This window comes from Bradyrhizobium sp. CCBAU 11386, from assembly GCF_028128955.1.
Taxonomy (GTDB): Bacteria; Pseudomonadota; Alphaproteobacteria; order Rhizobiales; family Xanthobacteraceae; genus Bradyrhizobium.
In genome coordinates this window covers 38,887-56,678 of record NZ_LBKA01000232.1, presented here as the reverse complement: position 1 = coordinate 56,678, position 17,792 = coordinate 38,887, and the positions used below count along the sequence as shown (strand labels likewise).

6 protein-coding genes are annotated in these 17,792 nt (G+C 64.3%); 4 read left to right on the top strand and 2 right to left on the bottom strand.

Features of this window, described 5'->3' with window-relative positions:
* Positions 1-27: 27 nt before the first annotated feature.
* Positions 28-1,866, top strand: a complete 1,839-nt coding sequence (locus XI09_RS23010) for an AMP-dependent synthetase/ligase (protein WP_271568884.1) — start codon at positions 28-30, stop codon at positions 1,864-1,866.
* Positions 1,867-1,965: 99 nt separating this feature from the next.
* Complete coding sequence (locus XI09_RS23005) at positions 1,966-3,165, top strand: ABC transporter substrate-binding protein (protein ID WP_271568883.1); 1,200 nt, start codon at positions 1,966-1,968, stop codon at positions 3,163-3,165.
* Positions 3,166-3,327: 162 nt separating this feature from the next.
* Here XI09_RS23005 and XI09_RS23000 read toward each other — a convergent pair whose 3' ends face one another.
* Both XI09_RS23000 and XI09_RS22995 read right to left on the bottom strand, forming a co-directional pair.
* Positions 3,328-4,452 carry a lysozyme inhibitor LprI family protein gene (locus tag XI09_RS23000; protein ID WP_271568882.1) on the bottom strand — a complete coding sequence of 375 codons (1,125 nt, stop codon included), beginning with the start codon at positions 4,450-4,452 and terminating at the stop codon, positions 3,328-3,330.
* Positions 4,453-4,571: 119 nt separating this feature from the next.
* Positions 4,572-5,303 carry a transglutaminase-like cysteine peptidase gene (locus XI09_RS22995; RefSeq protein WP_271568881.1) on the bottom strand — a complete coding sequence of 244 codons (732 nt, stop codon included), beginning with the start codon at positions 5,301-5,303 and terminating at the stop codon, positions 4,572-4,574.
* A gap of 676 nt (positions 5,304-5,979) precedes the next feature.
* On the opposite strand from XI09_RS22995, the gene XI09_RS22990 reads away from it, so the two are divergent.
* Both XI09_RS22990 and XI09_RS22985 read left to right on the top strand, forming a co-directional pair.
* A complete protein-coding gene (locus tag XI09_RS22990; RefSeq protein WP_271568880.1) occupies positions 5,980-15,354 on the top strand; it encodes a FecR domain-containing protein in 9,375 nt (3,124 codons plus the stop codon).
* Between the two features lie 124 nt (positions 15,355-15,478).
* Positions 15,479-17,710 (top strand): CHASE2 domain-containing protein, encoded by a 2,232-nt coding sequence (locus XI09_RS22985; RefSeq protein ID WP_271568879.1) that lies wholly within the window; start codon positions 15,479-15,481, stop codon positions 17,708-17,710.
* Positions 17,711-17,792 lie beyond the last annotated feature (82 nt).

Genomic DNA, 17,792 nt, shown 5'->3' with positions numbered 1-17,792 from the left:
GGGGAACGCGACAAGGAGGAGACGCGCATGGCCCGATCGGCGGTGCTGACGGTCGCTGATACGATCGCGAAAAGCTTCTTGCGCGCCGCGGAGACGCGGAGCGACAAGCCGGCGATCCGCGAGAAGAAGTTCGGCATCTGGCAGCCGACGAGCTGGCGCGAATGGCTGGAGATCTCAAAAGAGATCGCCTACGCGCTTCGCGCGATCGGTTTCATGCCCGGCGACGTCGCCTCCATCATCGCCAATGCCGTGCCGGAATGGGTCTATGCCGACATGGGCATCCTGTGCGCCGGCGGCGTCTCCTCCGGAATCTATCCGACCGATGCCTCATCCCAGGTTCAGTATCTCGTCAACGATTCCGGCACGAAGGTGATCTTCGCCGAGGACGAGGAGCAGCTCGACAAGATCCTCACCTGCCGCTCGAGCTGCCCGTCCCTGCAAAGGATCGTCGTGTTCGACATGGAGGGCCTCAGCGGCTTCTCCGACGACATGGTGATGTCGCTCGACGAATTTCGCGCGCTCGGGCGCAACCATATGGTCGGGTGCGAGGCACTGTGGCAGGAGATGATCGACAGCCGCAGCCCGAGCGATCTCGCGGTCCTTGTCTATACGTCCGGCACGACCGGTCCCCCCAAGGGCGCGATGCACGCCAACCGCAGCGTCACGCACCAGATGCGGCATGCCAACGACTTCATCCCGGCGCGGGAGAACGAAGACCGGCTGATCTTCCTGCCGCTCTGCCACGTCGCCGAGCGCATCGGCGGCTATTACATCTCGGTCGCGCTCGGCTCCGTGATGAATTTTGCCGAAAGCCCGGAGACGGTGCCGGACAATCTACGCGAGGTGCAGCCGACCATCTTCCTCGCGGTGCCGCGCATCTGGGAAAAATTCTATTCCGCCATCACCATCGCGCTGAAGGATGCGACACCGCTCCAGCAATGGGTCTACCGCCGTGCCATCGGGATCGGCTACCGCATGGTCGATTGCCGGATCGAGGGCAGGACGCCGCCGCTGTCGCTGCGCCTCGCCAACGGCCTCGCCTACCGGCTCGCCTTCCGCAACATCCGCCGCATGATCGGGCTCGATCGCTGCCGCATCGCCTTCACCGGCGCGGCGCCGATCGCCCCGGAATTGATCCGCTGGTATCTCGCGCTCGGCATCGACATGCACGAGGTCTACGGCCAGACCGAGAATTGCGGCGTCGCCACCATGATGCCGGCGACGCGGATCAAGCTCGGCTCGGTCGGCACCGCCGTGTCCTGGGGCGAGGTCGCGCTGTCGCCCGACGGCGAGATCCTGATCAAGGGCGACTTCCTGTTCATGGGCTATCTGAATCAGCCGGAGAAGACGGCAGAGGCCATCGACCCGCGCGGCTGGCTGCATACCGGCGACGTCGGCACCATCGACAATGAAGGCTTCGTCCGCATCACCGACCGGATGAAGGACATCATCATCACCTCAGGCGGCAAGAACATCACGCCGTCCGAGATCGAGAACCAGCTCAAATTCTCGCCCTACATCTCGGACGCCGTTGTGATCGGCGACAAGCGGCCGTATCTCACCTGCCTCGTCATGATCGACCAGGAGAATGTCGAGAAGTTCGCCCAGGACCACGACATCCCCTTCACCAATTATGCGAGCCTTTGCCGGGCGGCGGAGATCCAGGACCTGATCTGGCGCGAGATCGAGCAGGTCAACGTCAATTTCGCCCGCGTCGAGACCATCAAGAGGTTTTTCCTGATCGAACGCCAGCTCACGCCGGAGGACGAGGAGCTGACGCCGACCATGAAGCTGAAGCGCAGCTTCGTGAACAAGCGCTACGCCGCCGAGATCGAGGCGATGTATCGCGAGCGTGCGGTGGCGTGAGGCGCCCGGCCGGAAGGCCGTGCGCCGGAGACGTTGAAATCAGCGAAGGAGCGATGGCCACGCCCTTCGCGCAACACGGGCCAGGGAGAGGAGACGTCAATGTCGAAATCGTTCAGGGCGTTCGGCCTTGCGGTGAGCGCAGTCGTGCTCACGCATCTGCCGGCGGCAGCGCAGACCAAGGTCACCAACGAGGGCATCTCGGCATCCGAGATCGTCATCGGCACGCACCAGGACCTGTCGGGTCCGATCAAGGGCTGGGGCGTCCCGGTCGCAAACGGCATGAAGATGGCGACCGAGGAGATCAATGCGTCCGGCGGGATCAACGGCCGCAAGATCCGGCTGGTCGTCGAGGACAGCGGCTATGATCCGAAAAAGGCCGTGCTGGCGTCGCAAAAACTGATCGAGCGCGACAAGATCTTCGCGATGGTGGGGCCAATGGGATCGCCGACCGTGCTCGCCGCGCAGGACATCCTGCTCGACGCCGGGGTGCTTCAGCTCTTCCCGCTGACGGCGGCGGAGTTCACCTTCAAGTTCGATCCGGCCAAGCCGCAGGAGCGGCTGAAGTTCAACAACCTCCTGCCCTATGTCGAGAGCACGCGCGCGGCGCTCAAATACATGATGGAGACAAAGAATTTCAAGAAGCCGTGCATCATGCATCAGGACGACGAGTACGGAAAAAACGTGCTCGATGGCTTCAACCAGCAGCTCGCCGCCATGAAGGTGCAGCCGGCCTCGATCACGAGCTACAAGCGCGGCGCCTCCGACTTCTCGGCGCAGGTCGCCAAGATGAAGTCCGACGGCTGCGACCTCGTCGTGCTCGGCGCGGTCCTCCGTGAGCCGATCGGCACGATGAGTGAAGCGAAGAAGCTCGGATGGGACGTCACCTTCCTCGGCGCCACGCCCGTTAACGTGCTCGAAGTGCCGGCGCTCGGCAAGGAAGTGGTGGAAGGCTTGTATGCCGCTTCGAACTTCGAAATTCCCTATGAAGACACCGCGAAAGGAAAGGTGAAGGACTGGCTCGTCAATTACAAGAAGATGTTTAACGCCGACGCCAACACCCAGGCGATCATCGGCTACAATGCGGTGATGACGTTCGCGCATTATGCCAACAAGGCTGGCAAGGATCTCACTGGCCAGAAGATGCTCGACGCGCTGGAGTCCGGCGACAAGTTCCAGGACATCTTCAATTCGCCGCCGACGGTGTTCTCGAAGACCAACCATCTCGCCACCACCATCACACAGGTCCAGCAGGTCAAGAACGGCCGCTGGGTGCTGGTGAAGGACAATCTGATGTTCTGATGCTTCTTCGCCTCTCCCCGCGTGCGGGGAGAGGCCGGAATTTGCGGGAGCAAATTCCGGGTGAGGGGAAGTCTCCGCGAGTCCGTCTTTCACCGTCTTTGCGGAAGCTGCCCCTCACCCCAACCCTCTCCCGCGAAGAGCGGGGAGAGGGAGAAGAAAGACCTACGATCCCCCGCCCGCGGTACCCGAATTCACCGGTGTCAGTTCGTCTTCTCGGCAGCGCCAGCCGTCGGCGGCTTTCACGAAGGCGAAGGTGCGCTGGATCCTGAGGCGGCGCGTGACGTTGAAGGCGTCCGCGGAGCGCTCTTTGTTGCCGGCGGCTCCCGGCTGCGGACGACCCGTCCTGGCGTCCCAGCAGGTGCCGGTGCAGGCGGAGGCGACCTTGCTGCATGTGGTGAAGGGCGCCAGCACGACCATTTCGATCTCGCCCGTGACCTGCGCCTCCTGGTCGGTCACCTGGCTGTCGATGGCGTAGACGCGGTTGATGCGCAGGAAATTGCCGCACGAATTGGCCGCGTGAATCCGTGCGGCGCAGAAGTCGACGGCGTCGGTGTCGGGCGACCGGGCCGCGACCTGCCGGCCGAACACCTTCTTCGGATCACCCTTGGCGGCGCGGATCTCGTCGGTCTTGTGCGTCAGGTAGTCGGCAAGACAGCTTTCCGCGGATTCGAGCTCTTGCAGCGGCACGTTCTCCTTGCCGACGAGATTGCATCTGCGGTCGCGCTCTCGCGTCCACCGGCCGTATTCGGCGAAGGCAAAGCGGGCCGCGGTCGGGTCCAGTTTGCCGATCAGGCCGAGCACCTGGCTATTCAACTCGGTCTCGGCAAGTGCCAGCGACGGGTCGGCGCAGATCAGCGCGCCCGCCGCGGTGTTGGCCGCGAGACAGTCGAAATCCGGATCGCGCAGGATCGCGGCGCGCTCCTCGGTCACCTTGAGAAGGCACGCCTTGACCCGGTCGACCTCGTCGGCACGGACCCGGGTCTCGCCGACGATGCCGCAGCCGAGGTTGCGCTGACGGATCCAGATGGCGTTTTCCTCGATCGCCGGCAGGCGATCGGGCAGGCGGGCGAGCCGTGCCTCGATTGCCGTGCTCAGCTTCTCGGCGGCGGCAGCAAGCTCGGCGTCACCGCAGAACAATTGATTGCCGGGGTCGCGAATCTGTTGGCAGTTGTTCTTGGCGAACAGCGGCAGTTTGTCGGCGATGGAGCGGTCGGATGGGCCGGATTGCGCGAACGCGGGTGCGGCGAGCGTCAGCAGCGCAAGCACAATCAGTCCGATGAACCGCATTCCGGTCGCCCCCCGCTTTGCCGGAGGCATGCTAGCGTCCCGGATCGCGCGGTGGAATGGGTTTGTGGGCGAGGTCTATGAGTGAGCTGTAGCCCGTTGGCTCCACGCGGGCTACAAGATCAATGCGCCTCGGCGGGAGCCATCGACAGCCGCACCGGCTCGTCGACATATTTCATCACGGCCGACTGGTAGAGCACGAACAGCGGCTGGTAGCCTCGCGCGTCGTCGTCCTCGACCATCGCCATGCGGCGGTTGTCGAGCATCAGCCAGTGGCCGTCGAGCTTTGCCGCGGCAACCGCATGCTCTTCGCCGGCGCGGGTGTCGCGCACCACGACGATGCGGAGGTCCTCGGTGGCAACGCCGGCGAGCCGCAGCGCGGCCAGCTTGGCGATGGCGTAGTCTTCGCAGTCGCCGGCGCCGCGCTCGAAGGTCGCAAGCGGCGAGCTCCAGACGTCGTCGATGCCGTCATTGGCGGCCCGGATCGAGAGGTTGATGGCGCGATTGGTCTCGCCCAGCCGGGCGCGGCCGTCGCGGGCGCGGGCCTGGTCGACGATGGCGAGCAGCTTGAGTGCCGCAGGCGATGCGCAATTGTCCCGGTCGCCGTCGCACAGCGCGAGCTGCACCATGTCGTCGTCGAACCTGGACCTCAGCGCGGACCATTTCTGCTGGAGGCTGCCGGACGAGATGGCAAAGGCGAATACGCCGAACGGTTCGGCGGATTTGCGCACGAGAACGCCGGCACCCGGCGACAGCAGCGTGCCGGCACGAAGCTCTGCGGCCGATCCGAACAGGACCAATCCGCACAGGACAAGGATTGCGCGCCAGGCGCGCGAGCGAGCAGCGGTCTCCATCTGACATCCCCTTCCGGCTTCGCCAGGTCCCCCTCGACCTGGTCGTGCCGGGCTTTGTTGCTTTCGCGGAGATAGTGCGAGACGGGCGGTTCTGTTCTGCTTAACGCGGCCGGCAGGGGCTCCAAAACCGTGGGACAGGCTGAAACGGGTCTGCCCAAATTGCGTAAAATTTTACGAATCGGGGGCTAGGAGGTGTCCGTTCGCCGCGAAACGGAACGAATTGCAGGCAGAAGTTGCAGGCACGCTGATTCTGTCGCCTATGGCTAACGACCCGCTATTTCACGGGTTCTGTTAGTTGGGTCACAGATTTAGTTCCGTATTTGCCGCAGGATGCGACGGGGCCCCACGAAGAAAAGATGACATGAGTATCTGCCGCTTGATCTATACGGCGGCTTACTTTGGATGACTGGAAATGTGCGAAAATCGGTCGAATTCGACTTCAAAATACTGCAAGGAATACTTCGCCATCTCTCTGGGGGCACTGCTCCTCGGGGGCTCCGATCGGCAAGTGACGCGAAATCACACAAGCAATAGATGGTTTCGCTAATGGTTTAGTAATGCTATGCAAGCTTAGGCGGTTGATACTTACTTAAATTTTAACTCTTTTTACGGTGCCCGGTTGAATTACGCTGGCAAATTTGACGCCGCGATCTTCTTGGACGGCCAGGGTTCCCACTTGCCCGGCGATGTCCATGGCGATTCCTTTACCGCAAAGCCCTTCATCGCGAAGGCGCACGGTCACGTGCCCGACGGCGCGTTCGTGGTTCCCGACCCGAACCTGATCTTCAAGGGCGAGTTCAAGCGCGCCGGTCTCGACCTCGTGCTGTCGCATGAGGGACACGAGTTCGTCGTTCACGATTATTTCAGGGGCGACAAGCGCGCCGCGATCGCCTCGCCCGATGGCGCCCACCTCACCGGCGACATCGTCAGCGCGCTCACGGGCCATGTGCAATATGCGCAGGCCACGCCCGGCGCCGCCGCGGCCCAGGTCATCGGCCACGTCACCAAACTCTCCGGCAGCGCGACCGCGGTCCGCAACGGCGTTTCGGTCATCCTGAACAACGGCGACAATGTCGAGAAGGGCGACGTCGTCTCGACCGGCGCCGATTCGACGCTCGGTATCACCTTCATCGACGGCACCGTGTTCGGCCTGTCCTCAAATGCGAGGATGGTGCTGAACGAGATGGTCTACGACCCCAACGGGTCGAACAACTCCTCGCTGCTCAGCCTGGTCGCGGGCACCATCACCTTCGTCGCCGGCGAGACCGCCAAGCACGGCGACATGAAGATCGACACGCCGGTCGCCACCATGGGCATCCGCGGCACGGCGGTGCTGACCCAGATCAACTTCGTCGTTCCCGCCGGTGGCGGCGATCCGCAGCCGCAGGCGAGCTTCCAGGTGCTGGTCGAGCCGAACGGCACGACGGGTTCCTACATCCTGTTCGACAAGGTCACGCTGCTGCCGATCGCGACGGTCAACCAGGCCGGCCAGATGATCCAGATCAGCGGCGGCAACGTCTCGATCACCAATGCGCTGATGTCGCCGGACGTGCAGAAGCTGATCACGGACGTGTTCACGCTGAAGTTCACCGACAACAACAGCAACACCAAGCTGACCACGAACTTCACCGACACGATCACGCAGACCAGCCAGGATCTGGTGTTCAAGTCGGGATCGGGCGCCGTCGTGATCGCGACATTCGTCAACCTCAATCCGCAGGGACCTGAGGCACCCGGCAATTCCACGCCGTCCGCCACTCGTGTTCCCGGTCAGCCGCTGGCGCAAAGTCTCGATTTGGGCGGCAATGTGAAGAAGGCGTTCGCGCTGACCGAGCGCGCGGACACCACCGGCGACCGCGCGGACGCGACCGGCGACACCGTGGGTCCCGACGCGATCATCTTCCGGATCACCTTCGTCGACCAAAACCTTGGCGACCGGCCGACGGTGAGCGTGAGCCTCGCTGACGCACCAAACTACGTCTACATGGACGCCGGCCATCACGACGTCACCGGCTTGCTCAGCGCGCTCCAGAAGCAGGATATCGCGGCGACACAAATCCAGATCGGCGTCGTCGCCGACGGCGGTAACAACAACAACGGTTCGGCGATCCTGACCTACACGATCCCCGACCACGTCTTCGACTTCCTCGCGGCCGGAGAAACGCTGACGCTGACCTACATGGTCCGCGTCGATACCAATTTCGAGGTGAACCCCGAGTCCGCGTTCATCCCGATCACCATCACGATCACGGGCACCAACGACAAGCCGGTGATCTCGACCAGCGTTCCGGTCATCACCTTCGAAGGCGGCACCAGCGTGCCGGGTGGCCCGCTCAGCAGCGATGTGCCGACGTCGGGCACGCTGGACTTCACCGACGTCGATCTCACCGACAAGCATACGGTGTCGGTGGCGCTGACCAGCGCGACCCTGCCTGATGGCAGCACCGTTCCGCCGGGGCCGCTCGCGGCGTTCCAGAGCGCGATGTCGGTTGCGATCGCGGCAGGCGCCGACAGCACCGGGGACGGCACCGGCACCATCAACTGGTCGCTGGCCGACCTTCCCGTCTACCTCGCCGACTTCATTCCGGAAGGCGAGGTGCTGACGCTGACCTACACCGTGACACTCACGGATTCGCAAGGCGCCATCTCGCAGCAGACCATCACCGTCACGATCACGGGCACCGACGCGCCCGCGGTGGTGTGGATCGCGACCGACAACGCCGGCGCGCCCTCCGGCGGCTTCTGGAAGGACGCGGCCAACTGGGAAACCGGCACCGTCCCGACCATCAATGACGACGTCATCGTCATCACCGATCAGCTGCACGGCCTGACGCCGTCCTATCCGGTGTCGATCGACAGCGCGGCCTACGCCAAGTCAGTGACGATGAACGATTTCGGCGGCCCGCCGCCGAAGCTGATCAACCAGAGCTCGCTGACGATATCAGGCGCGCTCAACATGGGCGCGGACTCGATCCTCACCAACGCTGTGACCGGCACGATGTCGGTCGGCGGCAAGGCCGAGATCCTCGACACGAGCGTTTTTACCAATGCCGGCTATCTGACGCTCCAGGGCGGCGGTGATTTCGCCAGCGGCACCACGATCACCAATTCGGGCACGATCGAGCTGTCCGGCGGCACGCTGAACATGCTGGCCGACATCGCCAATGCCGGCGGCACGCTGAAGGCCGATGCCGGCACGACGCTGATCGTCGATACCGCGACGGTCGACGGCGGCACTGTCACGATTCTGGGTACGCTGGAGCTCGACGGCACCAGCCTGATCGAAAACGGCGCGCTGAACAATTCCGGCACGGTCAACGTCAAGGGCACGGCCGAGTTCGCCCACGAGAGCGTCTCCAACACCTCCACCGGCACGATCAAGGTGCTGGCGAACGGCTGGCTGACCGTCGACCAGGGCTCCAGCGTCACCAACAACGGCGCGGTCACCGTCGACGCCAGCGGCAAGCTGACCGTCAACGGCGCCACGATCAGCGGTGTCGGCACGGTCACCGACAACGGCGAGATCGACCTGACCGGCAATGCCGTGCTGAGTGGCGGCAGCCTCAACAACAACGCCGTCTTCAAGGTCAGCGGGGCGAGCAACGCGCTCGATCACGAGACGATCACCAATGCCGGCACGATCGAGGTGCTGGCGAATGGGGCGCTGACGATCGACCAAGGCTCGACCGTTGCCAACACCGGCAACATCACGGTCGACGCTACCGGCAAGCTGACCGTCAACGGCGCGACGATCAGCGGCGCCGGCACGATCACCGACAACGGCGAGATCGACCTGACCGGCAATGCCGTGCTGAGCGGCGGCATCCTGACCAACACCGCGGCCTTCAAGGTCAGCGGAGCGAGCAACGCGCTCGACCACGAGACGATCACCAATGCCGGCACGATCGAGGTGCTGGCGAACGGGGCGTTGGCGATCGACCAGGGCTCGACGGTCGCCAACACCGGCAGCGTCACGGTCGATGCCACCGGCAAGCTGACCGTCAACGGCGCGACGATCAGCGGCGCCGGCACGATCACCGACAACGGTGAGATCGACCTGACCGGCAATGCCGTGCTGAGCGGCGGCAGCCTGACCAACAACGCGGCCTTCAAGGTCAGCGGGGCGAGCAACGCGCTCGACCACGAGACGATCACCAATGCCGGCACGATCGAGGTGCTGGCGAACGGGGCGCTGACGATCGACCAAGGCTCGACCGTTGCCAACACCGGCAACGTCACGGTCGATGCCAGCGGCAAGCTGACCGTCAACGGCGCGACCATCAGCGGTGCCGGCACGGTCACCGACAACGGCGAGATCGACCTGACCGGCAATGCCGTGGTGAGTGGCGGCATTCTCAACAACAACGCGGCCTTCAAGGTCAGCGGTACCGGCAACGCGCTCGACCACGAGACGATCACGAATGCGACCACCGGCACGATCGAGGTGCTGGCGAACGGGGCGCTGGCGATCGACCAGGGCTCGACGGTCGCCAACACCGGCAACATCACGGTCGATGCCACCGGCAAGCTGACCGTCAACGGCGCGACCATCAGCGGCGCCGGCACGGTCACCGACAGCGGCGAGATCGATCTGACCGGCAATGCCGTGCTGAGCGGCGGCATCCTGGCCAACACCGCGACCTTCAAGGTCAGCGGTACCGGCAACGCGCTCGACCACGAGACGATCACCAATGCCGGCACCATCGAGGTGCTGGCGAACGGGGCGTTGGCGATCGACCAGGGCTCGACGGTCGATAATTCGAGCGGCAAAGTTATCGTCGATGGCAATGCCGCGTTGACCCTGGGCGACATCACGCTCAGCGGCGGTGCCATCAAGGGCGGCGGCACGATCGACGTCACCGGCGCCAGCAGGATCGACGGCGGCGCCACGCTCAGCGTCACTGCAGTCACGGCCGATGCCAAGCTGACGCTTGACGGCATCACCGTGTCCGGGTCGGTGATCACTGACAATTCCAGCATCGAGCTCGACAACACCGTCAAGCTCAAGGACGGCGCCAGGATCCAGGGCGCGTCGGCGGCGTCCAAGGGCCCGATCACCAACAACGGGACGCTCGAGATCGCCGGCGCTGCGACGCTGCTCAACGACGTCCTCACCAACACGGGCCACACTGTCAGGATCGACGATGGCCAGACGCTGACGCTGTCCGGCACCGAGATATCAGGCGGCACCATCGACAATTTCAGCGGTGCGCAGGGCGGCACGATCGACGTCACCGGCAACAGCCAGATCGACGGCAACGCAACCCTGAACAAGGGCGCGGTCACGGTCGAAAACGGCGTCACGCTGACGCTCGACGATGCCACCATTGCGGGAGCCACGATCGGCAATGGCGGCACCGTCAAGGTCGATGCCAGCAAGAAGCTGACACTGGCGGGAGCGAGCCTGACCGGCGGCGCACTCTCCGTTTTCGGCACGCTGGCTTCGTCTGGGGCGACCACGATCACCGATGCTGCCATCACCAACAACGGCCTGATCGAAGCGGTTGGCGGCCTGCTGACGCTCGCCACCATCACCTCGGCCACCGTCGCCAACGCCGGCACGCTTCGGGCCAATGGCGCCGAACTCGACATCGACCATGAGGCCGTCACCAACACCGGCACGCTGGCCGCGATCAATGGCGGCACGCTGAAGCTGATCTCGATGACGGTGACCAACGACGCCGGCGCGGTTTCGGTCGCGTCCGGCTCGACGCTCGATCTCGTCGGTGCAGTCATCGACGGCGGCACGTTGACGATCGCGGGCACGCTGGAATCGACCGGCACGAGCGCGATCAACAACGCCGATATCACCAATACCGGCACGATCACGGTCACCGGCGGCACGCTGACGATCGATCCAGTGACGCTGCACACCATCACAAATCACGCGCTGATCCAGGTGAGCAACGGCGAACTCGACGTCTCCGGCGACCTGATCGTGAACACGGCCGATGTCAAGGCGATCAACCACGGCATCCTGAAGCTGGCCGATGTCACGATCACCAATGACGGCGGGACGGTCGCGGTCGACGCCACGTCTAAGCTGTACCTGTCCGGGGTCTCCTCGATCAATGGCGGGTATCTGACCAACGCCGGCAATCTCTACGGGGTCTCCGGCCTCAACACGATCTCGGCCGCGGTCACCAACACCGGCGCCATCGAGGTCCAGGCCGGAACGTTGAACCTCTCCGGCGGCCTCAGCGGCGCCGGCTTGTTGATCATCGACAACGGCGCGACGCTCGAGCTCGCGGGGGCGACGGCGCAAACCATTACGTTCGCTGGCGGCATCGATATGCTCCTGCTCGACAAGGTCGTCGGTCAGAGCTTTACCGGCACCATCGCCGGCCAGTCGACGAAGGCTGGCACCTTCACCGTCACAGGCGCGGCTGACATCACGACATCGAGCGGCGATGCGCTCGACTTCACCGCGTCGGGCGGCACGCTCGCCGCGCCCGCCAACATCATTCTCACGCCCACCGGTGCATTGACCGGTGCCGCCAAGGGCATTGTCGTCACGCAGAACGGCGCAGGCGATATCTCGCTGACGGCGACCGGCAACATTACCGGCCTTGCCGGCAACGGCATCACGCTGCGCGACGGCCCAACCGGCGCCGGCGACATCACGGTGAACAACCTCACCGGCAAGGCGACCGGGACCGGTGCTGGGTCGGTCGGCCTGCTTGTCGAAAATCTCAACGCCGGCAACGACGGCAACATCACCATCAAGCAGCTCGGTGGCGCCGCGGGCGGCGCATATGGGATCGATGTCCATACCGAGGGCGATGGTGACGTCACGATCGATGCCGGCGGCAATGTCACGGGGAGCTCGATCTACGGCATCCGCTCGCGCAGCTACGGCTCAGGCAGCACGACCGTCAGGACGGAGGCCGGCAGCGTCGTCACGTCGGGAAGCTCCGGCATCGTCGCAGTCAATCGCGCCGACGCGCTCCTGGCCTCGGATTACAGCTCGATCACCGTCACCAATTACGGCACGGTCAGCTCCGGCGCGAGCCTCAATCAGAGCGGCAACGCGCCGGCAGGCCTCGAGGCCGGCTACCTCGGCGCGACGACTGGCTTTGCCGCCAATGCCAACGTCTATGGCAACGTCGTCGTCAACAACTACGGCAATGTCACGGCTGCGGGCGGCTACGGCATCCACGCTTACAATTACGGCAATGGCGACGTCACGGTGAACGACGGCGCCGGCACCACCGTCATCGGTGCCGACATCGGTATCCGCGCCCAGGCGCTGAACGGCGGCACCGGCAACGTCACCGTCACGCTCGGTGCCAATGCCTCGGTGAAGAGCACGACCAGCTACGGCGTTCTCGCCTATAGCATCGACAAGGGCGACATCAGCGTCACCCTGGCGAGCGGCGATAGCGTCATCTCGGGCAGCTCCGGCATCGTGGCCGTCAACTACGCAGCGGCGATCGCGAGCGGCGCGGACAGCACGATCTCCGTCGTGGCGCACGGCACCATCCATTCCGGCTCAGCGCTGAATGGTGATAGCACCACGCCGGGCGCGATCATCGCCGGCTACAAGCCGGGCGGCAACGGCGTCTTCTCGAGCGCCGTCACGGGCGACGTCACCGTCACGAGCGATGCGACGATCACCGCGGATGCCGGCTACGGCATCGAGGCGTTCACCTGGGGCGTCGGCAAGGTCACGGTCACGACCGGCGCGGGCTCATCGATCACCGCGGCGGGCACCGCGATCGGCACCTTCGATCACGGCGGCGGTGACGTCACAGTCACCAACAACGGCTCCGCCACCGGCGCCGTCGGCCTGTCCGCGTTTGCCGCAGGCGCAGGCGCCGTCACCATTGTCAATAACGGCCATATCACCAGCACCAGCAGCGTCGGCATCAGTGTCAATCAGAACGGCGTCGTGCCGGGCGATCCGGCCGCGACCGGCTCGACGCACATCACCAACACCGGCTCGGTCGTGGGCGCGACCGGCTTTGCGGCGATCTACATCCAGGAAAACACGACCGGCTCGGCGACGATCGACAATTCCGGCACCATCGGGCCAGCCGTCGCCTCCAGCGTGACCTCGTCGACCTATGCCATCTTCGAGACCGGCGGCGCCATCACCATCAACAACACCGGCCACATCAACGGCAACATCTCGGTGGCGAGCGCGACCTTCAACAACAATGCGGGCGGCATCTGGACCGTCGCCGGCAGCAGCGTCTTCGGCAACGTCTCCTCGATCGTCAACGCCGGCGAAATCGATCTGCTCAATGGCGCCTCGATTTCGGTGAACGGAACGGGCATCAGCAATTCCGGCGACATCGACAGCTGGGGCACGGCGTCGATCGCGGGCACCATCGTCAACAGCCACCTCATCGAGGTCCACACCGGAACGCTGACGCTGTTCGGCTCGCTGTCCGGCGCCGGCTCGGTCACGATCGACGCCAATGCGACGCTCGAGATCAAGAACGTGGTGTCGCAAACCGTCACTTTCGCCGGCGCCGGCGCCGAGCTCGAGATCGACACGACGACCTTCGGCGGTTCGATCGCCGGCTTCGCCGCCAACGAGAAGATCGATCTGTCGACCATCACCTGGGACAGCGGGACCACGGCGACCTATGACGCCGTCACCGGCAACCTTGTGGTGAGCGATACGCACAACCACAGCATCACGCTCAAGCTGATCGGCAACTACAGCGACGCGCATTTCATCACCAGCAGCGACGGCGCCGGCGGCACCATCGTCGAGATCGCCCCGGTCGATGAATGGACCAATCCTGCCGGCGGCGACTGGAACACGGCGTCGAACTGGAGCCTGGGCGTGCTGGCGGCCAGCTACGACGTGAAGCTGCTCGCCGCAGGCGAACCCTACACCGTCGACAGCGCGGCCAACGTCACGATCCACGACCTCACCGTCGACTCCGGCGTGACGCTGCTGACCGAGCCCGGCACCGTGTTCACCGTGAACGGCGACGTCGTCGACAATGGCCTGATCGAGGCCGGCCCGTTCTCCGGGAACGACGTTTCGACGATCGACATCAAGGGCAATGTCAGCGGTAGCGGAGCGATCGAGATTTCCAACAAGGCCGTCGTCGAGATCGAGGGCTCCGTTTCGGGGATCGTCGTCTACTACGACAACGGTCTGGGCACCCTGGTCCTGGACCATGCCAAGGATTTCCACGGGCTCATCTCGGGTTCTCCGGCCGGAGCTCCGCTCTCGACCGGCAATCTGATCGACATGAAGGACCTCGCCTGGACATCCTCGATGTCGGCGCAGGCCCAGTACAATTCGGACACGAACGTCACGACCGTCGACTTCTACAACGGTGCGACCACCGTCACCCTGCAGTTCCTCGGCAGGGATTTGAATTGGCACCTTCAGAGCGACGGTCATGGCGGCACCACCGTTTATGATCCGCTCGCCGACGCGCCCATGACGATCGAGACCGGCGCGGTGCTGAACCTCAGCGAGGCTTCCGCACAGAGCGTGACCTTTGCCAACGGGACCGGAACCACCGGCACCTTCGCGATCGACCACGCCGCCGATTTCACCGGCGTCATCAACGGCTTTGCGGGTGACGGCACCACCGCCAATTCGGATCTCCTCGATCTCAAGGACATCGGCTTCTCGAGCCTGACCGGGGTGACCTACACCGAAAACGCCGACCATCTGGGCGGAACGCTGACGCTGTCCGACGGGACCGACACCGCGACCATCAAGTTTGCCGGGAGCTACACCATCGACAGCTTCCATTTCGCCAGCGACGGCAACGGCGGCACGCTGGTCGTCGATCCGCCCACGGGACCCACCCTCGTCGGGACCGACGGGCAGGACCAGTTCGCCTTTGCGAATTCGACGCTTCCGGTTCAGAGCACGATCGTCGATTTCGAGCTGGGCCAGGACAAGATCGACCTGCAGAAGTTTGCCAACATCCACTCCTTCAGCGATCTCGGCATCACGCAACAGGGAGCCGACACGCTGGTCACGCTCGACGATCACCAGTCGATCCGCCTGAAGAATCTCGTGGCGAGCAGCCTGCACGCCGGCGATTTCATCGTCGCGAACCATGCCTGACGGTCATTCCCCCGGTTCGGCTACGGCGCCTCGTCCGCGGCGGATTCCGGTATCAAAGACGTAGTTGATTGCGTATTGTCGCCCGAATATCGGACGAAGAAGAGCTGCGGGAAATTCAGGCGATATGAAACGTCTCAAGATCCTCCGGCGGTGGTTTGCGCGGAAGCTCGGCTTTGCGCGGCTGATGTGCCTGGCGCTGCTGGTCGTCTTCGCCGGCGCTCGGCTCTGGGATCCGCCGCCGATCCAGGAATTGCGGCTGCGCACCTTCGACATGTTCCAGCTGATCGATCCGCGCCACAAGACGGCGCGACCGGTCACCATCGTCGATATCGACGACAAGAGCCTCGCCAAGCTTGGGCAGTGGCCGTGGCCGCGGACGCGGATCGCCGATTTGATCCAGAACCTCACCAGCAACGGCGCGGTCGCGATCGGTTTCGACGTGGTGTTTTCGGAAGCCGACCGGCTCAACCCGGATCTGGTCGCGAGCCAGATGCGCTATCTGGACGATGCCACCCGCGCCAAGCTGCGCGAGCTGCCGACCAATGACCAGATCCTTGCCGAGGCGATCAAGCGCTCGCGCGTGGTGCTGGGCGAGACCGGGCAGCGGGCGATCTCGTCGGAGATCGACAAGGAGCTTCCCTTCACCGGCGTCGCGACGGTCGGCGAGGACGGTGCCGAACGCTTTCTGTTCGAATTCCCGGGCCTGCTGCGCAACGTGCCCGTCATCGAGAAGGTTGCGGCGGGCCGTGGCCTGTTTTCGATCAGGACCGAGCGCGACGGATTGATCCGCCGCGTGCCGATGATCATGCGCGCGCAGGGTATGGTCATGCCCTCGCTCAGCCTGGAGATCCTGCGCGTCATCACGGCAACGCCGACGCTGCTGGTCCGGACCGACAAGACCGGCGTGCGGGGCGTGCGCCTCAAGGGCGTCGAGATCCCGACCGACAGAAACGGCCAGCTCTGGGTGCATTACGCCCGCCAGGATCCCTCGATCTACGTCTCGGCGGCCGACGTGCTCGACAACACCGTGCCGCCCGCCAAGATCGCCGGCAAGCTGGTGCTGGTCGGCACCTCCGCGGTCGGGCTCAACGACATCAAGACCACGCCGGTGTCCTCGACCATGCCTGGCGTCGAGATCCATGCCCAGGTGCTGGAAAGCGTGCTGAGCGGCGCGGTGATCTCCCAGCCGAACTACGCGCTCGGCGTCGAATTGATCGCCGCGCTCGTCATCGGCCTGCTCGTCATCATCTTCACGCCGAACCTCGGCCCGGTACGCCTCGTGCTTGCGGGCGCGATGTTCGCCGCCATCCTGGTCGGCGTGTCCTGGTTCTTCTACGCGCAGTACCGCTACCTCATCGACTTCACCTATCCGCTGCTCTCGACCACCGCGATCTACCTGACGCTGATCTTCGCCAGCTTCGTGCGCGAGCAGCGCCAGCGCGTGCAGATCCGCGGCATGTTCGCGCAGTACATGTCGCCGGTTCTGGTCGAGCAGCTGGCGCAGTCGCCGGAAAAGCTCGTGCTCGGCGGCGAGGAGCGCGAGATGACGATCATGTTCTCCGACGTGCGCGGCTTCACCACGATCTCGGAGAGCTACAAGCACGATCCGCAAGGCCTGATCACGCTGATGAACCGCTTCCTGACGCCGCTGACCGACGTGATCATCGATCAGAAGGGCTATATCGACAAGTACATGGGCGACGCCATCATGGCGTTCTGGAACGCGCCTCTCGACGATGCCGAGCACGAGGTCAACGCCTGCGAAGCCGCGATCCAGATGCTGGAGCGGATCGACGCAGTCAACAAGGAGCGCGAGGAGGAGGCTGCCGACGGCGGCCACGTCTACATTCCGCTCAATGTCGGCATCGGCCTCAACACCGGCATCGGCGTGGTCGGCAACATGGGCTCCGACCTGAAGAAGAACTATTCGGTGCTCGGCGACAGCGTGAACCTGGCCTCGCGCCTGGAGGGACAGTCGAAGGAATACGGTTTCCCGATCATCGTCGGCTCCAGAACCGCGCTCGCCGCCAAGGACAAGTTCGCGATCCTCGAGCTCGACTTCATCATGGTCAAGGGCAAGACGGAGCCGGAAGTGATCTACGCCGTCGCCGGCCGCGAGGACGTGATGCATTCAGGCTCCTTCCAGCGCCTGCGCAACGTCACCATCGAGATGCTCGGCTGCTACCGCAACCGCAACTGGCAGGGCGCGCTGGACGCCATCGAGCGCGGCCGTCGCAGCGAGGACGCCGACACGCTGGAAAAGCTGTTCAAGCTTTATGAAATCCGCATCAAGGATTTCCAGCTCAATCCGCCGGCGGAAGGCTGGAACGGGGCATACGCGCTGCTGACGAAGTAGCGGGCACACATTCGCTGTCGTCCCGGACAAGCGCGCCTCAAGCGCGCGCCGATCCGGGACCCATAACCCCAGGGAGGAGTTG

Coding starts and splice junctions, on each gene's coding strand:
- XI09_RS23010 (WP_271568884.1), top strand. CDS start 28: ATGGCCCGATCGGCGGTGCTGACGGTCGCTGATACGATCGCGAAAAGC.
- XI09_RS23005 (WP_271568883.1), top strand. CDS start 1,966: ATGTCGAAATCGTTCAGGGCGTTCGGCCTTGCGGTGAGCGCAGTCGTG.
- XI09_RS23000 (WP_271568882.1), bottom strand. CDS start 4,452: ATGCGGTTCATCGGACTGATTGTGCTTGCGCTGCTGACGCTCGCCGCA.
- XI09_RS22995 (WP_271568881.1), bottom strand. CDS start 5,303: ATGGAGACCGCTGCTCGCTCGCGCGCCTGGCGCGCAATCCTTGTCCTG.
- XI09_RS22985 (WP_271568879.1), top strand. CDS start 15,479: ATGAAACGTCTCAAGATCCTCCGGCGGTGGTTTGCGCGGAAGCTCGGC.